This window comes from Cellulomonas sp. KH9, from assembly GCF_900114185.1.
Classification (GTDB): domain Bacteria; phylum Actinomycetota; class Actinomycetes; order Actinomycetales; family Cellulomonadaceae; genus Cellulomonas.
In genome coordinates, this window is sequence record NZ_FOSE01000004.1 from 73,192 (window position 1) to 87,786 (window position 14,595).

General features: G+C 75.0%; 14 protein-coding genes. 6 read left to right on the forward strand and 8 right to left on the reverse strand.

The features are described 5' to 3' along the window. Nucleotides 1-144: 144 nt before the first annotated feature. From cimA to BMZ16_RS13155, 3 genes are all read left to right on the forward strand, one after another. Nucleotides 145-1,794, forward strand: a complete 1,650-nt coding sequence (gene cimA, locus BMZ16_RS13145) for a citramalate synthase (RefSeq protein WP_089801259.1) — start codon at nucleotides 145-147, stop codon at nucleotides 1,792-1,794. 95 nt (nucleotides 1,795-1,889) lie between these two features. Further along, complete coding sequence (locus tag BMZ16_RS13150) at nucleotides 1,890-2,795, forward strand: hypothetical protein (protein WP_089801261.1); 906 nt, start codon at nucleotides 1,890-1,892, stop codon at nucleotides 2,793-2,795. Between the two features lie 56 nt (nucleotides 2,796-2,851). Beyond that, complete coding sequence (locus tag BMZ16_RS13155) at nucleotides 2,852-3,928, forward strand: lipoate--protein ligase family protein (RefSeq protein WP_089801263.1); 1,077 nt, start codon at nucleotides 2,852-2,854, stop codon at nucleotides 3,926-3,928. Between the two features lie 22 nt (nucleotides 3,929-3,950). Here the strand turns inward: BMZ16_RS13155 and BMZ16_RS13160 are convergent, their stop codons facing one another. From BMZ16_RS13160 to BMZ16_RS13170, 3 genes are all read right to left on the reverse strand, one after another. Next, entirely contained in the window at nucleotides 3,951-4,289 is a 339-nt protein-coding gene (locus tag BMZ16_RS13160) for a DUF202 domain-containing protein (RefSeq protein ID WP_089801265.1), read from the reverse strand. Further along, nucleotides 4,286-4,612: a YidH family protein gene (locus BMZ16_RS13165; protein WP_089802054.1), complete on the reverse strand. Its 327-nt coding sequence runs from the start codon at nucleotides 4,610-4,612 to the stop codon at nucleotides 4,286-4,288. Before BMZ16_RS13165 ends, BMZ16_RS13160 begins: the two co-directional genes overlap by 4 nt. Before the next feature lie 110 nt (nucleotides 4,613-4,722). Then, a complete protein-coding gene (locus BMZ16_RS13170; RefSeq protein ID WP_255366644.1) occupies nucleotides 4,723-5,478 on the reverse strand; it encodes a YggS family pyridoxal phosphate-dependent enzyme in 756 nt (251 codons plus the stop codon). 132 nt (nucleotides 5,479-5,610) lie between these two features. Between BMZ16_RS13170 and BMZ16_RS13175 the strand changes: the two genes are divergently transcribed. Next, a complete protein-coding gene (locus BMZ16_RS13175) occupies nucleotides 5,611-6,162 on the forward strand; it encodes a YqgE/AlgH family protein (protein ID WP_089801269.1) in 552 nt (183 codons plus the stop codon). A 67-nt stretch (nucleotides 6,163-6,229) separates the two neighbouring features. Next, nucleotides 6,230-6,628 carry a YccF domain-containing protein gene (locus tag BMZ16_RS13180; protein ID WP_089801271.1) on the forward strand — a complete coding sequence of 133 codons (399 nt, stop codon included), beginning with the start codon at nucleotides 6,230-6,232 and terminating at the stop codon, nucleotides 6,626-6,628. A gap of 6 nt (nucleotides 6,629-6,634) precedes the next feature. Here the strand turns inward: BMZ16_RS13180 and ybaK are convergent, their stop codons facing one another. The 5 genes from ybaK to mgtE all read right to left on the reverse strand — a co-directional run bounded on the left by ybaK (nucleotide 6,635) and on the right by mgtE (nucleotide 12,703). Continuing rightward, a complete protein-coding gene (gene ybaK / locus BMZ16_RS13185; RefSeq protein WP_089801273.1) occupies nucleotides 6,635-7,135 on the reverse strand; it encodes a Cys-tRNA(Pro) deacylase in 501 nt (166 codons plus the stop codon). Between the two features lie 16 nt (nucleotides 7,136-7,151). Continuing rightward, nucleotides 7,152-7,772, reverse strand: a complete 621-nt coding sequence (locus BMZ16_RS13190) for a VIT1/CCC1 transporter family protein (protein ID WP_255366645.1) — start codon at nucleotides 7,770-7,772, stop codon at nucleotides 7,152-7,154. Between the two features lie 96 nt (nucleotides 7,773-7,868). Further along, nucleotides 7,869-10,469, reverse strand: coding sequence for a DEAD/DEAH box helicase (locus tag BMZ16_RS13195; RefSeq protein ID WP_089801275.1), 2,601 nt, complete (start codon nucleotides 10,467-10,469; stop codon nucleotides 7,869-7,871). Nucleotides 10,470-10,509: 40 nt separating this feature from the next. After that, nucleotides 10,510-11,346, reverse strand: coding sequence for an aminoglycoside 3'-phosphotransferase (locus BMZ16_RS13200; RefSeq protein WP_089801277.1), 837 nt, complete (start codon nucleotides 11,344-11,346; stop codon nucleotides 10,510-10,512). Nucleotides 11,347-11,365: 19 nt separating this feature from the next. Next, nucleotides 11,366-12,703, reverse strand: a complete 1,338-nt coding sequence (gene mgtE, locus BMZ16_RS13205) for a magnesium transporter (RefSeq protein ID WP_089801279.1) — start codon at nucleotides 12,701-12,703, stop codon at nucleotides 11,366-11,368. 148 nt (nucleotides 12,704-12,851) lie between these two features. Here mgtE and BMZ16_RS13210 point away from each other — a divergent pair, with 148 nt between their 5' ends. Then, on the forward strand, nucleotides 12,852-14,564 hold the full coding sequence (locus tag BMZ16_RS13210) for an AMP-binding protein (protein ID WP_218143365.1): 1,713 nt from the start codon (nucleotides 12,852-12,854) through the stop codon (nucleotides 14,562-14,564). Nucleotides 14,565-14,595 lie beyond the last annotated feature (31 nt).

Here is a 14,595-nt window from a genome sequence, read left to right on the forward strand (position 1 = left end):
CCTCCCGTACCCCGGGGGGTCTTTTTGTTGGTCCACACGTGCACGGGCACCACCCCGGCCCGCACGAGACGACGACCAGGCACCGGCACCACCCCCGCCGGCACCTCCCGCCGTCGCCCGCCCGCCCCGCACCGAGGAGCCCACGTGACCCAGTCCACGGCACCCGCGCCGCAGCCGTCGGCCGCGCCCGCGACGTTCCACGTCTACGACACGACCCTGCGCGACGGCGCCCAGCAGGAGGGGATCAACCTCTCGGTCGCCGACAAGCTCGCGATCGCCCCGATGCTGGACGAGCTGGGCGTCGGGTTCATCGAGGGCGGCTGGCCGGGCGCGGTGCCCAAGGACACCGAGTTCTTCAAGCGTGCCGCCAAGGACCTCGTCCTGCGCCACGCCGAGCTCGCCGCGTTCGGCGCCACCCGCAAGGTGGGCGTGCGGGCGAGCGACGACCCGCTGGTGCGTGCGCTGCTCGACTCGGAGGCGCCCGTCGTCACGCTCGTCGCCAAGAGCGACGTCCGGCACGTCGAGCGTGCGCTGCGCACGACCCCCGACGAGGGCCTGGCGATGATCCGCGACACCGTGACGTTCCTGGCGCGGGAGGGGCGCCGCGTCTTCGTCGACGCCGAGCACTTCTTCGACGGGTACCGGTACGACGCGGAGTTCTCGCGGCAGGCGGTGCTCGCCGCGTTCGAGGCGGGCGCCGAGGTCGTCGCGCTGTGCGACACCAACGGCGGCATGCTGCCCGACTGGGTGCGTGAGGTCGTCGCGGACCTCCGGGCCGCGGCCGGGCCGGACGCCGTCCTGGGGATGCACGCCCACAACGACTCGGGATGCGCCGTGGCGAACACGCTCGCCGCGGTCGACGCGGGCTGCGCGCACGTGCAGGGCACGGTCAACGGGTACGGCGAGCGCACCGGCAACGCGGACCTGCTGTCGGTGGTCGCGAACCTCGAGCTCAAGCTCGGTCGGTCGGTGCTGGCCCGCTCCGAGGGCACCTCCGGCGGGCTCGCGGAGCTGACCCGCATCGCGCACGCCATCAGCGAGCTGACGAACATCTCGCCGTTCGCGCGCCAGCCCTACGTGGGGGCGAGCGCGTTCGCGCACAAGGCCGGCCTGCACGCGTCCGCGATCAAGGTCGACCCCGACCTCTACCAGCACACCGACCCCCTGCTCGTCGGCAACGACATGCGCATGCTCGTCTCCGACATGGCGGGCCGGGCCTCCATCGAGCTCAAGGGCCGCCAGCTGGGCATCGACCTCGCCGCGCACCCCGACGTGCTCTCGCGCGTGACGCAGCGCGTCAAGGACGCCGAGGCCAACGGCTACACGTACGAGGCCGCGGACGCGTCGTTCGAGCTGCTGCTGGTCGAGGAGCTCGAGGGGGCGCGGCCCGCGTACTTCCGCGTCGAGTCGTGGCGCGCCATCGTCGAGCGCAACGGCAGCCGCGGTGCGGCCGCGACGGCGGAGGCGACCGTCAAGCTGCACGCGGGCGGCGAGCGCGTCGTGCGCACGGGCGAGGGCAACGGGCCGGTCAACGCGCTCGACCACGCGCTGCGCCTCGCGCTGGCGCGGGTGTACCCCGAGCTCGAGGACTTCGAGCTCATCGACTTCAAGGTCCGCATCCTCGACCAGATGCAGGGCACGGACGCGGTGACGCGCGTGCTCATCGAGAGCACCGACGGCCAGACGTCCTGGAGCACGGTGGGCGTGGGGCCCAACCTCATCGAGGCGTCGTGGGAGGCGCTGACCGACTCCGCCATCTGGGGCCTGCGCAACCGCGGTGTCGCCCCGCGCTGACAGGTCGCCCACCAGCGGGTCGTCGCGCAGGGGGCGCGCGCACCGCCTAGCCTCGGGGATGGCATCGAGGCCCGAGCAACGAAAGGAGCCCCCGCGTGTCCGGCACCGCCCCCGAGTCGTCCGACGCCCCGAGGACGCCCGCGGACGCGCCGAGCGGGGGTGACGAGCCGGCGAGTCCGACGGGACGCGGCATCGGCCGCTGGTGGTGGCTCGGTGCCGTCGCCGTCGTGGTGGTGGTCGTGCTGGCCTGGCGTCCGTGGGCCGCCGAGACCCCGACCGTGCCGGTGACGCCGTCGCCCACGTCGTCGGCGGCCCCCACGCCGCCGCCGAGCGCGTCCGACGCGCCGACGGTGATCACGCCGGCGCCCGTCCCGGGTGCCGACGCCGTGTTCGACGAGACCACGGCGGCCACCCTCCTGGCGACGTCCGCGGACCTGGAGAGCAGCGTCCCCGCGGCCGTGGACGGCGTCACGCGGCGGGTCGAGCCCGGCACCGTGCCGTGGGGCCTGCCGGAGGGGTCGCGCGTCGACCCGGAGTCGTGCACGACCGCCGTCACCGTGGTCGGGACGCCCCCGACGCACCACGACGCCACGGCATGGGGCAACGAGGAGATGACGTTCGTCGAGGACGTCGTCGTGCTGCTCGACGCGGCCGCGGCACGGGCGTCGTTCCGTGCGCTCGTCACGGTGGTCGACGAGTGCCCGCGGTACACGCTGGTCGACGCGGCCGGCGGCCGCACCACGTGGACCGCCGAGCCCGCCCTCGAGGGGCAGGGCGTGTTCCCCGCGATCGTCCAGGAGATCACCGTGCAGACGGGCGACGACGACACCCGGCAGCAGACGACCGGGCACGTCCTGGTGGGCAACGCGATCGTCACCTGGACGGCGACCGCCCTGCGCGCCGAGGCGCGGGACGACGCGCAGGCCGCGCTCGGGACCCCCGCCGACCTCAGCGAGATGGTGGAGCAGCGGGCGCTGTCGGCGGTCCGCGCACTGCTCTGAGCGCTGGGGAGCGGCCCGCGGGACGGGGTGCGCCCGTCCGCGCCTAGGGTGGACGCGTGCACGGTGAGTACAAGGTCCCCGGTGGCAAGCTCGTGGTCGTCGACCTGGACGTCGTCGACGGTCTGCTGCGGGACGTGAGCCTGTCGGGAGACTTCTTCCTCGAGCCGGACGAGGCGCTGGGGGTGATGGCCGCCGCGCTGGACGGCACGCCGCGGGACGCCCCGGTCGCCCGGCTCGTCGGCGTCGTCGACGAGGCCCTGCGCCTGGCCGTCGACGAGGGCCGCATCGCCGGCCCCGTCGCGATGGTCGGCTTCGACACGCGCGCCGTCGCACTGGCCGTGCGCCGCGCGCTGGGGCTGTCCACCGCGTGGTCCGACCACGAGTTCGCGCTGCTGCACCCCGGCCCGCTGCCCCCGGCCCTGCACACGGCGCTGGACCAGGTGCTCACGGAGGAGCTCGCGGCCGGGCGCCGTGGCCCGACCCTGCGGTTCTGGGAGTGGGAGGAGCCGGCCGTCGTCATCGGCTCGTTCCAGTCGCTGCGCAACGAGGTGGACTCCGAGGCGGCCGCACGGCACGGCGTGACGGTCGTGCGGCGCATCTCGGGGGGCGGCGCCATGTTCATGGAGGCCGGCAACTGCATCACGTTCTCGCTGGTGGTGCCCGGCTCGCTGGTGGACGGGATGTCGTTCGAGGACTCGTACGCGTTCCTCAACGACTGGGTGCTGGGGGCGCTGGCCGACGTCGGCGTGGTCGCCACGACGAGCGGTCTGAACGACATCGCCTCACCGGCGGGCAAGATCGCCGGGTCGGCGCAGAAGCGACTGGCGAGCGGTGCGGTGCTGCACCACGTGACCATGGCCTACGACATCGACGCGGACAAGATGCTCGAGGTGCTGCGGGTCGGGCGCGAGAAGCTCTCCGACAAGGGCACCCGCTCCGCCAACAAGCGCGTGGACCCGGTGCGCTCGCAGACCCGGCTGCCGCGCGAGCAGGTGATCGACGCGTTCGTCGCGCACTTCCGGTCCCGGTACCGCACCGTCGACGACGAGCTGCGTCCCGACGAGCTGGCCCGGGCGCGCGAGCTCATGGTCAGCAAGTTCTCCGACCCCGCGTGGACCGCCCGCGTGCCCTGACCGGGCGCACCTGCGACGGCGCTCACGCGCCCCAGGTCAGGACGACGACGAGCGCCGCGCCGCCCAGCAGCACCAGGGCGGCGGCGCAGGTGGTGACGAGACGCCCCCCGGGGTCGCGCCCGACGGACCGTGCCGCGGCCGCTCGGGCGGTCCGCGGCGCGGCGTGCACGCCGGTGCGGCGGCGCCGCGCCGCCCGCAGCAGCACCACCGCCAGCGCGGTGCCGGCCGCGGCGACGCCCCACGCGGGCACGCCCCACGCCTCGGAGAGGAGCCGCCCGGCCGCGACGGAGCCCGCCACGAGCCCGAGGGCGGTGCGCCGCCAGGCCAGCGCCGTGCGCTCGGCGGCGAGCGAGGAGGTCATGCCCGCAGCAGGCCGACGAGCACGAGCACGCCGGCCACGGCCACGCCCGCGACGAGCAGCCCGAAGCCCACGGGCGCGGGCAGCGGGTCACCCCGGCGCATCGCCCGCTCCGTGCGGGACCACCCCCACCAGGCCACGGCGGGCGCCAGCGTGCCCAGGGCGATGAGCACGACGGCGGCCGCCAGCCGCAGGTGCGGCTCCACGGGCAGGTCGAGCGCCTCGAGCGCGACACCGCCCGCGAGCAGTGCGAGCCCGGTGCGCGCCCAGGCCAGGAAGGTGCGCTCGTTGGCCAGCGAGAAGCGGGCGTCGGGCTCGGCGCCCACGGCGTAGACCCACCGGGGGAACCGGCGGTCGGACGTGCGCGTCCCGCTGCGCTGCGCCGCGGCAGCGTCGTCCGCAGCGGCAGCGTCGTCCGCACCGGGTGTCGCTGGCGTCACGCGGCGGCCCCGCCGGCCGGGCGCCGCGCCCCGAACACCGCGGTGCCGAGGCGCACGAGGGTCGATCCTTCCGCGACGGCGGCCTCCAGGTCCCCGCTCATGCCCATCGAGAGGCCGTGCGCGTCGGCCGTCCCCGGTGCACCGCCCGCGAGCACCTCGTCGCGCAGGGCCCGCAGCCGCGCGAACCCGTCACGGACCACGCGCTCGTCGTCGCTGCGCGCGCCGATGGTCATGAGGCCGACGAGCCGCAGGCCGGGCAGGGCGGCGACCCGCGCCGCCAGGTCCGGTGCGGCCTCCGGCGTGACGCCGTGCTTGGTGGCCTCACCCGACACGTTGACCTGGACCCATACCTCGAGCGGTTCCGGACGGTCCCGGACCCGGTCGGACAGGCGGCGGGCGAGGGCCTCGTCGGCCACCGACTCGACGGCCGACGCCCACCGCAGCGCCGCCGTCACCTTGTTCGACTGCAGCGGCCCGATGACGTGCCACGTGGGGGAGAGGTCCGCCAGGGCCGGAGCCTTGGCGGTGAGCTCCTGGACCCGGTTCTCGCCCAGCAGCACCGGTGGCGTCCCCGCGCCGCCGGCCCGCGCCGCCGCATCGGCCGCCAGGGCCGCCCGGACCGTGGTGACGTCCATCGTCTTCGACGCGAGCAGCACCTGCACCGCGCCCGGGGGTCGTCCGGCCGCGGCACACGCGGCGGCGACCCGCTCCTGCACCTGCGCCAGCCGGCGCGCGACGTCCTCGCTGCTCACGACCCCCGACGGTACCCGCCCCCGGCGCCGGCGCGGAGTCAGGGGCTCCCCGGCGCCGGCCCGGCGGGCGAAACCCGCCGCCGCGCCCCGCCCGTGTGGCGGACCCGACCCACCCCGTCGCATGCTGACGGGATGGAGGGGTGCACGGGAAGACTGCTCGTCGCGGCGCCCGGACTGCGCGACCGCAGCTTCCGGCGCAGCGTCGTGCTCGTGCTCGAGCACGCCGGGGAGGGGGCGTTGGGGGTGGTGCTCGACCACCCGCTGGAGGTCGACGCGACCTCGGTCCTGCCGCAGTGGCAGCCGCACCTGAGCATGCCGAGCCGGCTGTTCCAGGGCGGGCCCGTGGCGCGGGACACCGCGCTGGCGCTGGCCGACGTCGCGGACGGTGAGACGCCGCCCGGTGTGCGGCACCTGGGTGACCGCCTCGCCGTGGTCGACCTGGACGCGCCGCCGGTCCTCGTCGTCGACGCGGTCCGGGCGCTGCGCGTCTTCATCGGGTACGCCGGCTGGTCCGCCGGGCAGCTCGACGAGGAGATCGAGGCGGGCGGCTGGTTCGTCGTCGAGCACGTGCCGGGGGACGTCTTCACGCCGGATCCCGGCGGTCTCTGGCGGCGGGTGCTGCGCCGCCAGCCGGGGGACCTCGCGCTGCTGTCCACCGCCCCGGACGACGCGTCGCTGAACTGAGGGACCAGGGTCGGGTCCGGGACCTTCCGGATGCCCTGCGGGGCCGTCGCCGTGGCACGGTAGGACCGTGAAGACCCTGCTGAACGTGATCTGGCTGGTGTTCGCCGGCGCCTGGCTCGCCCTGGGCTACGTGGCCGCCGGCATCGTGTGCTGCCTGCTGGTCGTGACCATCCCGTTCGGCATCGCGTCGTTCCGCATCGCCAGCTACGTGCTGTGGCCGTTCGGGCGGACCGTCGTCGAGAAGCCGACAGCGGGCGCCTGGTCGACGATCGGGAACGTGATCTGGGTGCTGGTGGCCGGCATCTGGCTGGCCGTCGGGCACGTGGCGACGGCGATCCCGCTGTTCGTCTCGATCATCGGCATCCCCATGGGTATCGCCAACCTCAAGCTCATCCCGGTGTCCCTGGTGCCGCTGGGCAAGGAGATCGTGCCGACGGACCGCGCGTTCGCGGCCTACGGGCGCTGACGGCCGTCAGCCGCGGGCGACGTCCGCCACGACCGCGTCGGTGAGCCGCACGAGGGCGTCGGGGGTCAGCTCGACGTCCAGGCCGCGCCGACCGCCCGACACCAGGACCGTGTCGACGAGCCAGACGGTCTCGTCGACGACCGTGCGCAGCCGGGTGCGCTGCCCGAGCGGCGAGATGCCACCGACGACGTAGCCCGTCGCGCGCTCGGCGGCGTGCGGGTCGGCCATCGCGGCCCGCTTGCCGCCGACGGCCGCGGCCAGGGCCTTGAGGTCGAGCCGGCCGGTCACGGGGACGACCGCGACGGTGAGCGCACCGTCGACCTCGGCGACGAGGGTCTTGAAGACCTGCTCGGGCGGCACGCCCAGGACGTGCGCTGCCTCCAGGCCGTACCCGAGGTCGTTCGCGGGGTCGTGCTCGTACGCGTGCGGGGTGTGCGGCACGCCCGCTGCGGTGAGCGCGACGAGGGCGGGCGTCCCGGCGCCCGTGCGCGCGTCCTTCCTGGCCACCCACCCAGGGTAGGCGTCAGAGCCGGACGCCCACGACGGCCCCCACGCCGTAGGTCACGGCCATCGCCAGGGACCCGCCGACGACGTTGCGCAGGATCGAGCGCGTGCGGGAGGCGCCGGTGAACCGGGACGACGCCCACCCGGTCAGGACCAGCGCCACGACGACGGACCCGAACGTCACCGGGACGCGGGTGGCGACCGACCACGGCGCGAGGACCACGAGCAGCGGCACGAGCCCGCCGACGGTGAACGCGACGAGGGACGCGAGCGCCGCGTGCCACGGGTTGGTGAAGTCGTCGGGCTCGCCGATCGGGGTCCCGGCGGACGCCGCGACGCGCTCCGCGTCCCGCTGGCTGCTCACCGACACGTACTCGCCCGACGCCATCGACAGTGCGCCGGCGACGAGCGCCGCCCCGCCGGCCAGCGCGATGGTCCGCGTGGACGCGGCCGCCCCGGCGACCCCGACGACGGTGGCGGCGACGGACACGATCCCGTCGTTCGCGCCGAGCACGCCCGCGCGCAGCCAGTTGAGGCCCGCGCTCGAGACGTGCGGCGAGGACGTGGCGCGCTGCCGGTCGCGGCGCTGCGCGCCGCGCCACATCACCAGACCCGCGAGGCGGGTCGCCGTCGTCGACATCTCCCCACGGTGGCACGGGAACCCGGGGATGTCACCGCAGGAGAGGCTGGCCTGACCTGCGCGGACACGGCACCGGACCGGTCCGCTGCCCGGTCCTCAGAGCGGCCCGACGTCCAGGACGCGCAGGCGGGCCTCGCCCGCCTCGTCGGACGCGGCGAGGTCGACGAGGGCGTCGATCCGCCAGTCGTGGTCCCCGGCCGGGTCGTCGAGGAGCTGGCGGACGAACCACGTCCCCGCGGCGGGCCCGTGGGCGTCGGCGGGGGAGCCCGGCGTGACCTGGAACAGGCCCGGTCCGCGCGCGGCGGGGCCGGTGCCGATCTCGTCGTGGTCGTCGAAGTAGGGCTCGATCGCGTCGGCCCAGCGGTCGGCGTCCCACGGCACGCCCTCGGCGTCCACGTCACCGAGGGCCGCCAGGGCGCCCCAGCGCTCGCGGGCGGCGAGCTCGACGCGCCGGAACAGCGCGCCACGCACGAGCGCCCGGAACACCCGCGGGTCGGCGGTGACGGGAGGCGGCGGGGCGTCCTCGGAGTCCGCGTCGTCCTCCTCCAGCACGGCGTCCGGGTCGGACAGCCGCTCCCACTCGTCGAGCAGGCTGGAGTCCGTGCGGCGCACCAGGTCACCGAGCCACGCGACGATCTCCTCGAGCTCCTCGGTGCGGCGGTCCTCCGGGACCGTGCGCCGCAGCGCGCGGTACGCGTCGGCCAGGTAGCGCAGCAGCACGCCCTCGGTGCGGTCCAGCGAGTACAGCTGCACGTACTCGGCGAACGTCGCGGCGCGCTCGTGCATCTCGCGGACCACGGACTTGGGGGACAGCGTGAGGTCGGCGACCCACGGGTTGGTGCGCCGGTAGGTGGCGAACGTGGCCTCGAGCAGCTCGGCCAGCGGACGGGGGTAGGTGACCCCCTCGAGCAGCGCCATGCGCTCGTCGTAGTCGAGTCCCTCGGCCTTCATGGCCGCCACGGCCTCGCCGCGGGCCTTGTTCTCCTGCGCGGCCAGCACCTGGCGCGGGTCGTCCAGGGTGGCCTCGATGACCGAGACGACGTCGTGCGCGTAGCCCGGGTCCTGCGGGTCGAGCAGGTCGAGCGCGGCGTACGCGAACGGCGAGAGCGCCTGGTCGAGCGCGAAGCTCGCGGGCAGGTCCGCGACGAGCTGCACGGTCCGGCGCCGTCCCTTCGGGGCTGCCGGGTCGTCCACCCAGGGCCGCTCGACGACGCCCCCGGCGCGCAGCGAGCGGTACACGTCGACGGCGCGGCGCACGTGGCGCGACCGTGCCCCGGCCGGCTCGTGGTTGTCGGTGAGCAGGTGCGTCATGACGGCCACGGGGTCGCCGCGGCCGTCGCGGCCGCGCTGCAGCACGTGCAGGACCATGGCGTGCGACACCTGGAAGCTCGACGTGAGCGGCTCGGGCGGGGCGTCGCGCAGCCGCTCGAACGTCTTGTCGGTCCAGTTCACGTGCCCGCTGGGCGCCTGCTTGCGGACGATCTTCTTCTGCTTGCGCGGGTCGTCCCCGGCCTTGGCCAGCGCCTTGCGGTTCTCGATGACGTGGTCGGGCGCCTGCACGACGACCTCGCCGACGGTGTCGAACCCCGCGCGCCCCGCGCGTCCGGCGATCTGGTGGAACTCGCGTGCCGTGAGGTGCCGCATGCGGACGCCGTCGTACTTCACCAGGCTCGTGAGCACCACGGTGCGGATGGGGACGTTGATGCCGACGCCGAGGGTGTCGGTGCCGCACACGACGGGCAGCAGGCCCTTCTGCGTGAGCCGCTCGACCACCCGGCGGTACTTGGGCAGCATCCCCGCGTGGTGCACGCCGACGCCGTGGCGCAGCAGCCGCGACAGCGTCTTGCCGAAGCCGGGGCCGAACCGGAAGCCGCCGAGCTCGGCGGCGATCGTGTCGCGCTGCTCGCGGCTCGCCAGGGGCGTCGACAGCAGCGACTGCGCGCGCTCGACGGCCTCCCGCTGCGTGAAGTGCACGACGTACACCGGCGAGCGCCGGGTGGTGACCAGCTCGTCGAGCAGCTCGTGCAGCGGCTCCACGGAGTAGGCGAACGTCAGGGGCACCGGCCGCTCGGTGTTCGCGACCACCGCCACCTCGCGCCCGGTGCGCCGGGTGAGGTCCTCGACGAAGAACGAGACGTCGCCGAGCGTCGCGGACATCAGCAGGAACTGGGTGCGCGTCAGCTCCAGGAGCGGGACCTGCCACGCCCATCCGCGCTGCGGGTCGGCGTAGTAGTGGAACTCGTCCATGACGACGAGGCCGACGTCGGCGTCCGGTCCGTCGCGCAGGGCCTGGTTGGCGAGGATCTCGGCGGTGCAGCACACGATGGGTGCGTCGGCGTTGATGGCGGAGTCGCCGGTGACCATGCCGACGTTCTGCGACCCGAACACGTCGACCAGCGCGAAGAACTTCTCGCTGACCAGGGCCTTGATCGGCGCCGTGTAGTACGAGCGGCGGCCCTGGGCGAGCGCGACCGCGTGGGCGGCGACGCCCGCGAGGGACTTCCCGGATCCGGTCGGCGTCGACAGGATGACGTGGGCGCCCGTGAGGAGCTCGAGCAGCGCCTCCTCCTGGTGCGGGTACAGCGCGAGACCCTGCTCGGCGGCCCACGTGGTGAACACCTCGTACAGCGCGTCGGGGTCGTGCGCGGCGTCACCGGTGGGCAGGCGGTCGGTCAGGGTGACGGCAGGGGAGGGCACCGGGCGATCCTCGCACGCCGGCCGTGCGCCGCGCCGTGCGTCAGGAGGCGTCCCAGAGCAGCCGGTAGTAGGCGATCCGCTCGTCGTCCGGCTCGACGCCGTAGGCCTCGTACACCGTGGTGTCGTACCCGGCGCCGTAGTTCCACCCGGTGCTCCACGCGGCGACGGCGAGGTCGGCCCAGCGGTCGGCGACGCCGAGGCGGCCCAGGTCGACGTGCGCGGCCCAGCGGCCGTCGTCGCCGATCAGGGTGTTCGGTGCGCAGGCGTCGGCGTGGCAGACGACGAGCCGGTCGACCGGCGGGACGTCGAGGAGTCGCGCCCGCGCCTCGGTCGCGGTCAGTCCTCGGTGCTCGGGTGACCACCCGGAGGGGGTGTCACCGGCCGCGAGGTGCTCGAGGGCGACCTCGACGCGGGAGCGTGCGGACCAGTCGAACGGGCAGTCGCCCACGGGCAGGGCGTCGTGCAGGGCACGCAGGCCGGCGCCGATGGCCGCGGCGGCCTGCGCGGGTCGTGAGGACCACGGCGGCACGACGGCGCTGCGGGCGTCGATCGCCGCGGTGACGAGCCAGGTCCCCTCGGCGTCGGCGCCGAGGTCGAGGACCTCGGGCACGGGGGTGAACTGCCGTGCCCACGTCAGGCGCACGGCCTCGGCGGCGAGGTCGAGCCCGGTCGCCGCGGTCGGCACCCACTTCACGTACCGGTCATGCCCGACGCGGAACGTCACGCCGCCCGCGACGTTGACCCACACCGCCTCGACGGGCGCGCCCGCCGCCACCTGTGCCACGGCGTCGGGGACGGGCACCTCCTCGCCGGGCAGGCCGCTCGGGATCTCGGGAGGGACGACCGGGCCGGTGGCGATGTCGGGCACGCGCTGCATCCTGCCACCGGGGGCCGACCTAGATGCCGAGCACCGCCTTGGCGATGGAGAAGTAGACGACGAGCCCGGTGGTGTCGACGAACGTCGAGATGAACGGGGCCGACACGATCGCGGGGTCGATGCCCACCCGCTTGGCGAGCAGCGGGACGCTCGAGCCGACCGTCGTGGCGAGCGTGCACACGGCCACGACGGTGAGCGCGAGCACCAGTCCGATGCCGGGTCCGGCCACCAGCACCGCCGGGCCCACGCCCACGGCGGCGAGCGTGAGGCCGAGCAGGAGGCCGGTGAGCATCTCGCGGCCGACGACGCGCGCGACGTCGCCCGTGCGCACGTCGCCCACGGCGCTCGCGCGCACGACGGTGGTGGCGGCCTGCGAGCCGGCGTTCCCCCCGGTGCCGATGAGCAGCGGGACGAACAGCGCGAGGGCCACGACCTGCGCGATCTCGTCCTCGAAGTAGGACTGCACACCGACGGTCAGCGAGGCGGCGACGATCAGCATGAGCAGCCACACCACGCGCGAGCGGACCAGGCCGAGGACGGAGACCGACAGGTACGGCCGGCGCAGCGGCTCGGTGCCGCCGGTGCGTGCGGAGTCCTCGTCGTCCTCCGCCTCGAGGACCCGCATCGCGTCGTCCACCGTGAGGACGCCGACGAGGCGGTCCTCGCCGTCGACCACGGGCACGCCGACGAACCCGCCGTCACGGACGACGTTCGCGGCGTCCTCCGCGTCGTCGGTGGCGCGCACGGTGGTGGCGGGGGACATGACGGCGTCGACGGGGGTGGCCGGGTCGGTCAGGACGAGTCGGCGCAGCGAGACGACCCCGCGCACGTGGCGCCCGTCCCCGACGACCGGGACGACGTACACGGTCTCGGCGTCGTCACCGGCGGCACGCACCAGGTCGATCGTGTCGCCGACCGTGGTGCCGCCCGGGACGGCGACGACCTCCGGGGACATGCGACGGCCCGCACTGGCCTCGGGGTAGCCGAGCAGCGCGGTGGTGGCGGCGTGCTCGTCGGCCGGCAGGGTCGCGAGCAGGCGCCGGGCGACGCCGGCGGGCACCTCGTCCAGCAGGGCGGCGCGGTCGTCGGGGTCCAGCGCGGCGAAGATCGTCGCCGCCTGGCCGTGCAGGGAGGCGACGAGCTCGGCCTGCAGCGCGGGGTCGAGGTCCTCGAAGACCTCGACCGCGCGGTCCTTGGACAGCAGCCGGAAGGCGACGGCGCGGTCCGTGGCCCCGAGCCGGCCCAGCTCGTGCACGACGTCCGGCACGTCGAGCCCGGCCAGCCGCGTCCGCAGGCGCCGCAGCGCGGGGGACCGTTCGGCGGTCGCCGTGGCGGCGGGCCGCTCGGCCTCGGGCATGGTGCCTCCTCGCGTCGTGCGGGTGGGGTCCGCGCCGGGCGTGGACGGCCTGACGAGCGGGCCATGGCAGCGTACGTGGCCACGTGATCTTCGTCGTCCAGGGACGTACGGTCCGGTAACCTACGGTCACGTAAGTTACGCTGACGTAGTGACGTACCCCTCCGCGCCCACCGAACTTCCCGCAGCCTGGCCGCAGGGCGTTCCGCGCGACATCGAGATCCCCGACGAGCCGCTGACCGCGACGCTCGACCGCGCCGTGATGGACCACCCGGACCGCGTCGCCGTCGACTTCCTGGGCCAGGCCACCACGTACCGCGAGCTCGGTGCCCGCGTCGAGCGCGGCACCCGGGTCCTGCACGACCTCGGCGTGCGCGCCGGCGACCGCGTCGCGCTCGTCATGCCGAACTGCACGTCGCACCTCGTCGCCTTCTGGTCCGTGCTGCGCCTCGGTGCGGTCGTCGTCGAGCACAACCCGACGTACACGTCCGACGAGCTCGCCCACCAGCTGACCGACTCCGGTGCGACCGTCGCGATCGTCTGGGAGCAGGCCGTGCCGCGCGTCCTGGCGGCCAAGGACCGCACCGAGCTGCGGCACGTCGTGGCCGTCGACCTGTCCGCCGACCTGCCGCGCACGTCGCGCTGGGCGCTGAAGCTCCCCGTGCCCGCCGCGCGCGCGACGCGTGCGGCGATGCGCGGGCCCGTGCCCGCCGGCGTCCCGCACTGGCACGAGCTGCTCGGCGCCGCCGAGCCCATGCGGCCGTCGGACGCGCCCGACGCGTCGGACACGGCGCTCCTGCAGTACACCGGCGGCACCACGGGGACGCCCAAGGCGGCCGTGCTGAGCCACCGCAACCTCCTCGCGAACGCCCTGCAGGGGCACGCCTGGACGCAGCACGGGTACGGCACCGAGGTCGTCTACGGCGTGCTGCCGTTCTTCCACGCCTTCGGCCTGACGCTGTGCCTCACCTACTCCGTGCGGATCGCCGCGACGCTCGTCGTGCTGCCGTCGTTCGACCCGGCCCGCGTGCTGGCGGCCCAGCGCCGCCGCCCCGGCACCTTCATCCCGGCTGTGCCGCCGATGCTCGACCGCCTGGCCGCCGCGGCCGAGGAGGCCGGGGCCGACCTGACCTCGTTCAAGTACGCGATCAGCGGCGCCATGGCGCTGCCGCGCGCGACGGCCGAGCGCTGGGAGCGGGTCACCGGTGGCTACGTCTCCGAGGGCTACGGCATGACCGAGACCTCGCCCGTCGCCCTCGGGAACCCGCTGAGCCCCGACCGCCGACCCGGCTCCCTCGGCCTGCCGTTCCCCTCCACGCGGATCCGCGTCGTCGACCAGGAGGACCCGACGCGCGACGTCCCGACGGGTGAGCAGGGCGAGCTGCTGATCTCCGGACCGCAGGTCTTCCAGGGCTACTGGAAGCGCCCGGAGGAGACGGCGCACCAGCTGCTCGAGGGCGGCTGGCTGCGCACCGGTGACGTGGTGCGTGTCGACGACGACGGCATGGTCGTCCTCCTCGACCGCATGAAGGAGATGATCGTCACCGGCGGCTTCAAGGTGTACCCCTCGCAGGTCGAGGACCACCTGCGCGGCATGCCGGGCGTGTTCGACGTCGCCGTCGTGGGGGAGCCCGCGGGCGACATGGGCGAGCACGTCGTGGCCGCGGTCGTGCTCGACGAGGACGGGTCCGGTGCCGCCATCGACCTGGCCGCGGTGCGCGAGTGGTGCGAGACGCGCCTTGCGCGGTACGCCCTGCCCCGCCGGCTCGTGGTGCTCAAGGACCTGCCGCGCTCGCAGGTCGGCAAGGTGCTGCGCCGGGTCGTCCGCGAGCAGGTCACCGACCGGTCCCACCGGGAGGGCTGAGCGCCGCACCGCCGCGCGGCGAAGTACCGTG

Coding starts and splice junctions, on each gene's coding strand:
- BMZ16_RS13160 (WP_089801265.1), bottom strand. CDS start 4,289: ATGACCTCCTCGCTCGCCGCCGAGCGCACGGCGCTGGCCTGGCGGCGC.
- BMZ16_RS13175 (WP_089801269.1), top strand. CDS start 5,611: ATGGAGGGGTGCACGGGAAGACTGCTCGTCGCGGCGCCCGGACTGCGC.
- BMZ16_RS13190 (WP_255366645.1), bottom strand. CDS start 7,772: ATGTCGACGACGGCGACCCGCCTCGCGGGTCTGGTGATGTGGCGCGGC.
- BMZ16_RS13200 (WP_089801277.1), bottom strand. CDS start 11,346: ATGCAGCGCGTGCCCGACATCGCCACCGGCCCGGTCGTCCCTCCCGAG.
- mgtE (WP_089801279.1), bottom strand. CDS start 12,703: ATGCCCGAGGCCGAGCGGCCCGCCGCCACGGCGACCGCCGAACGGTCC.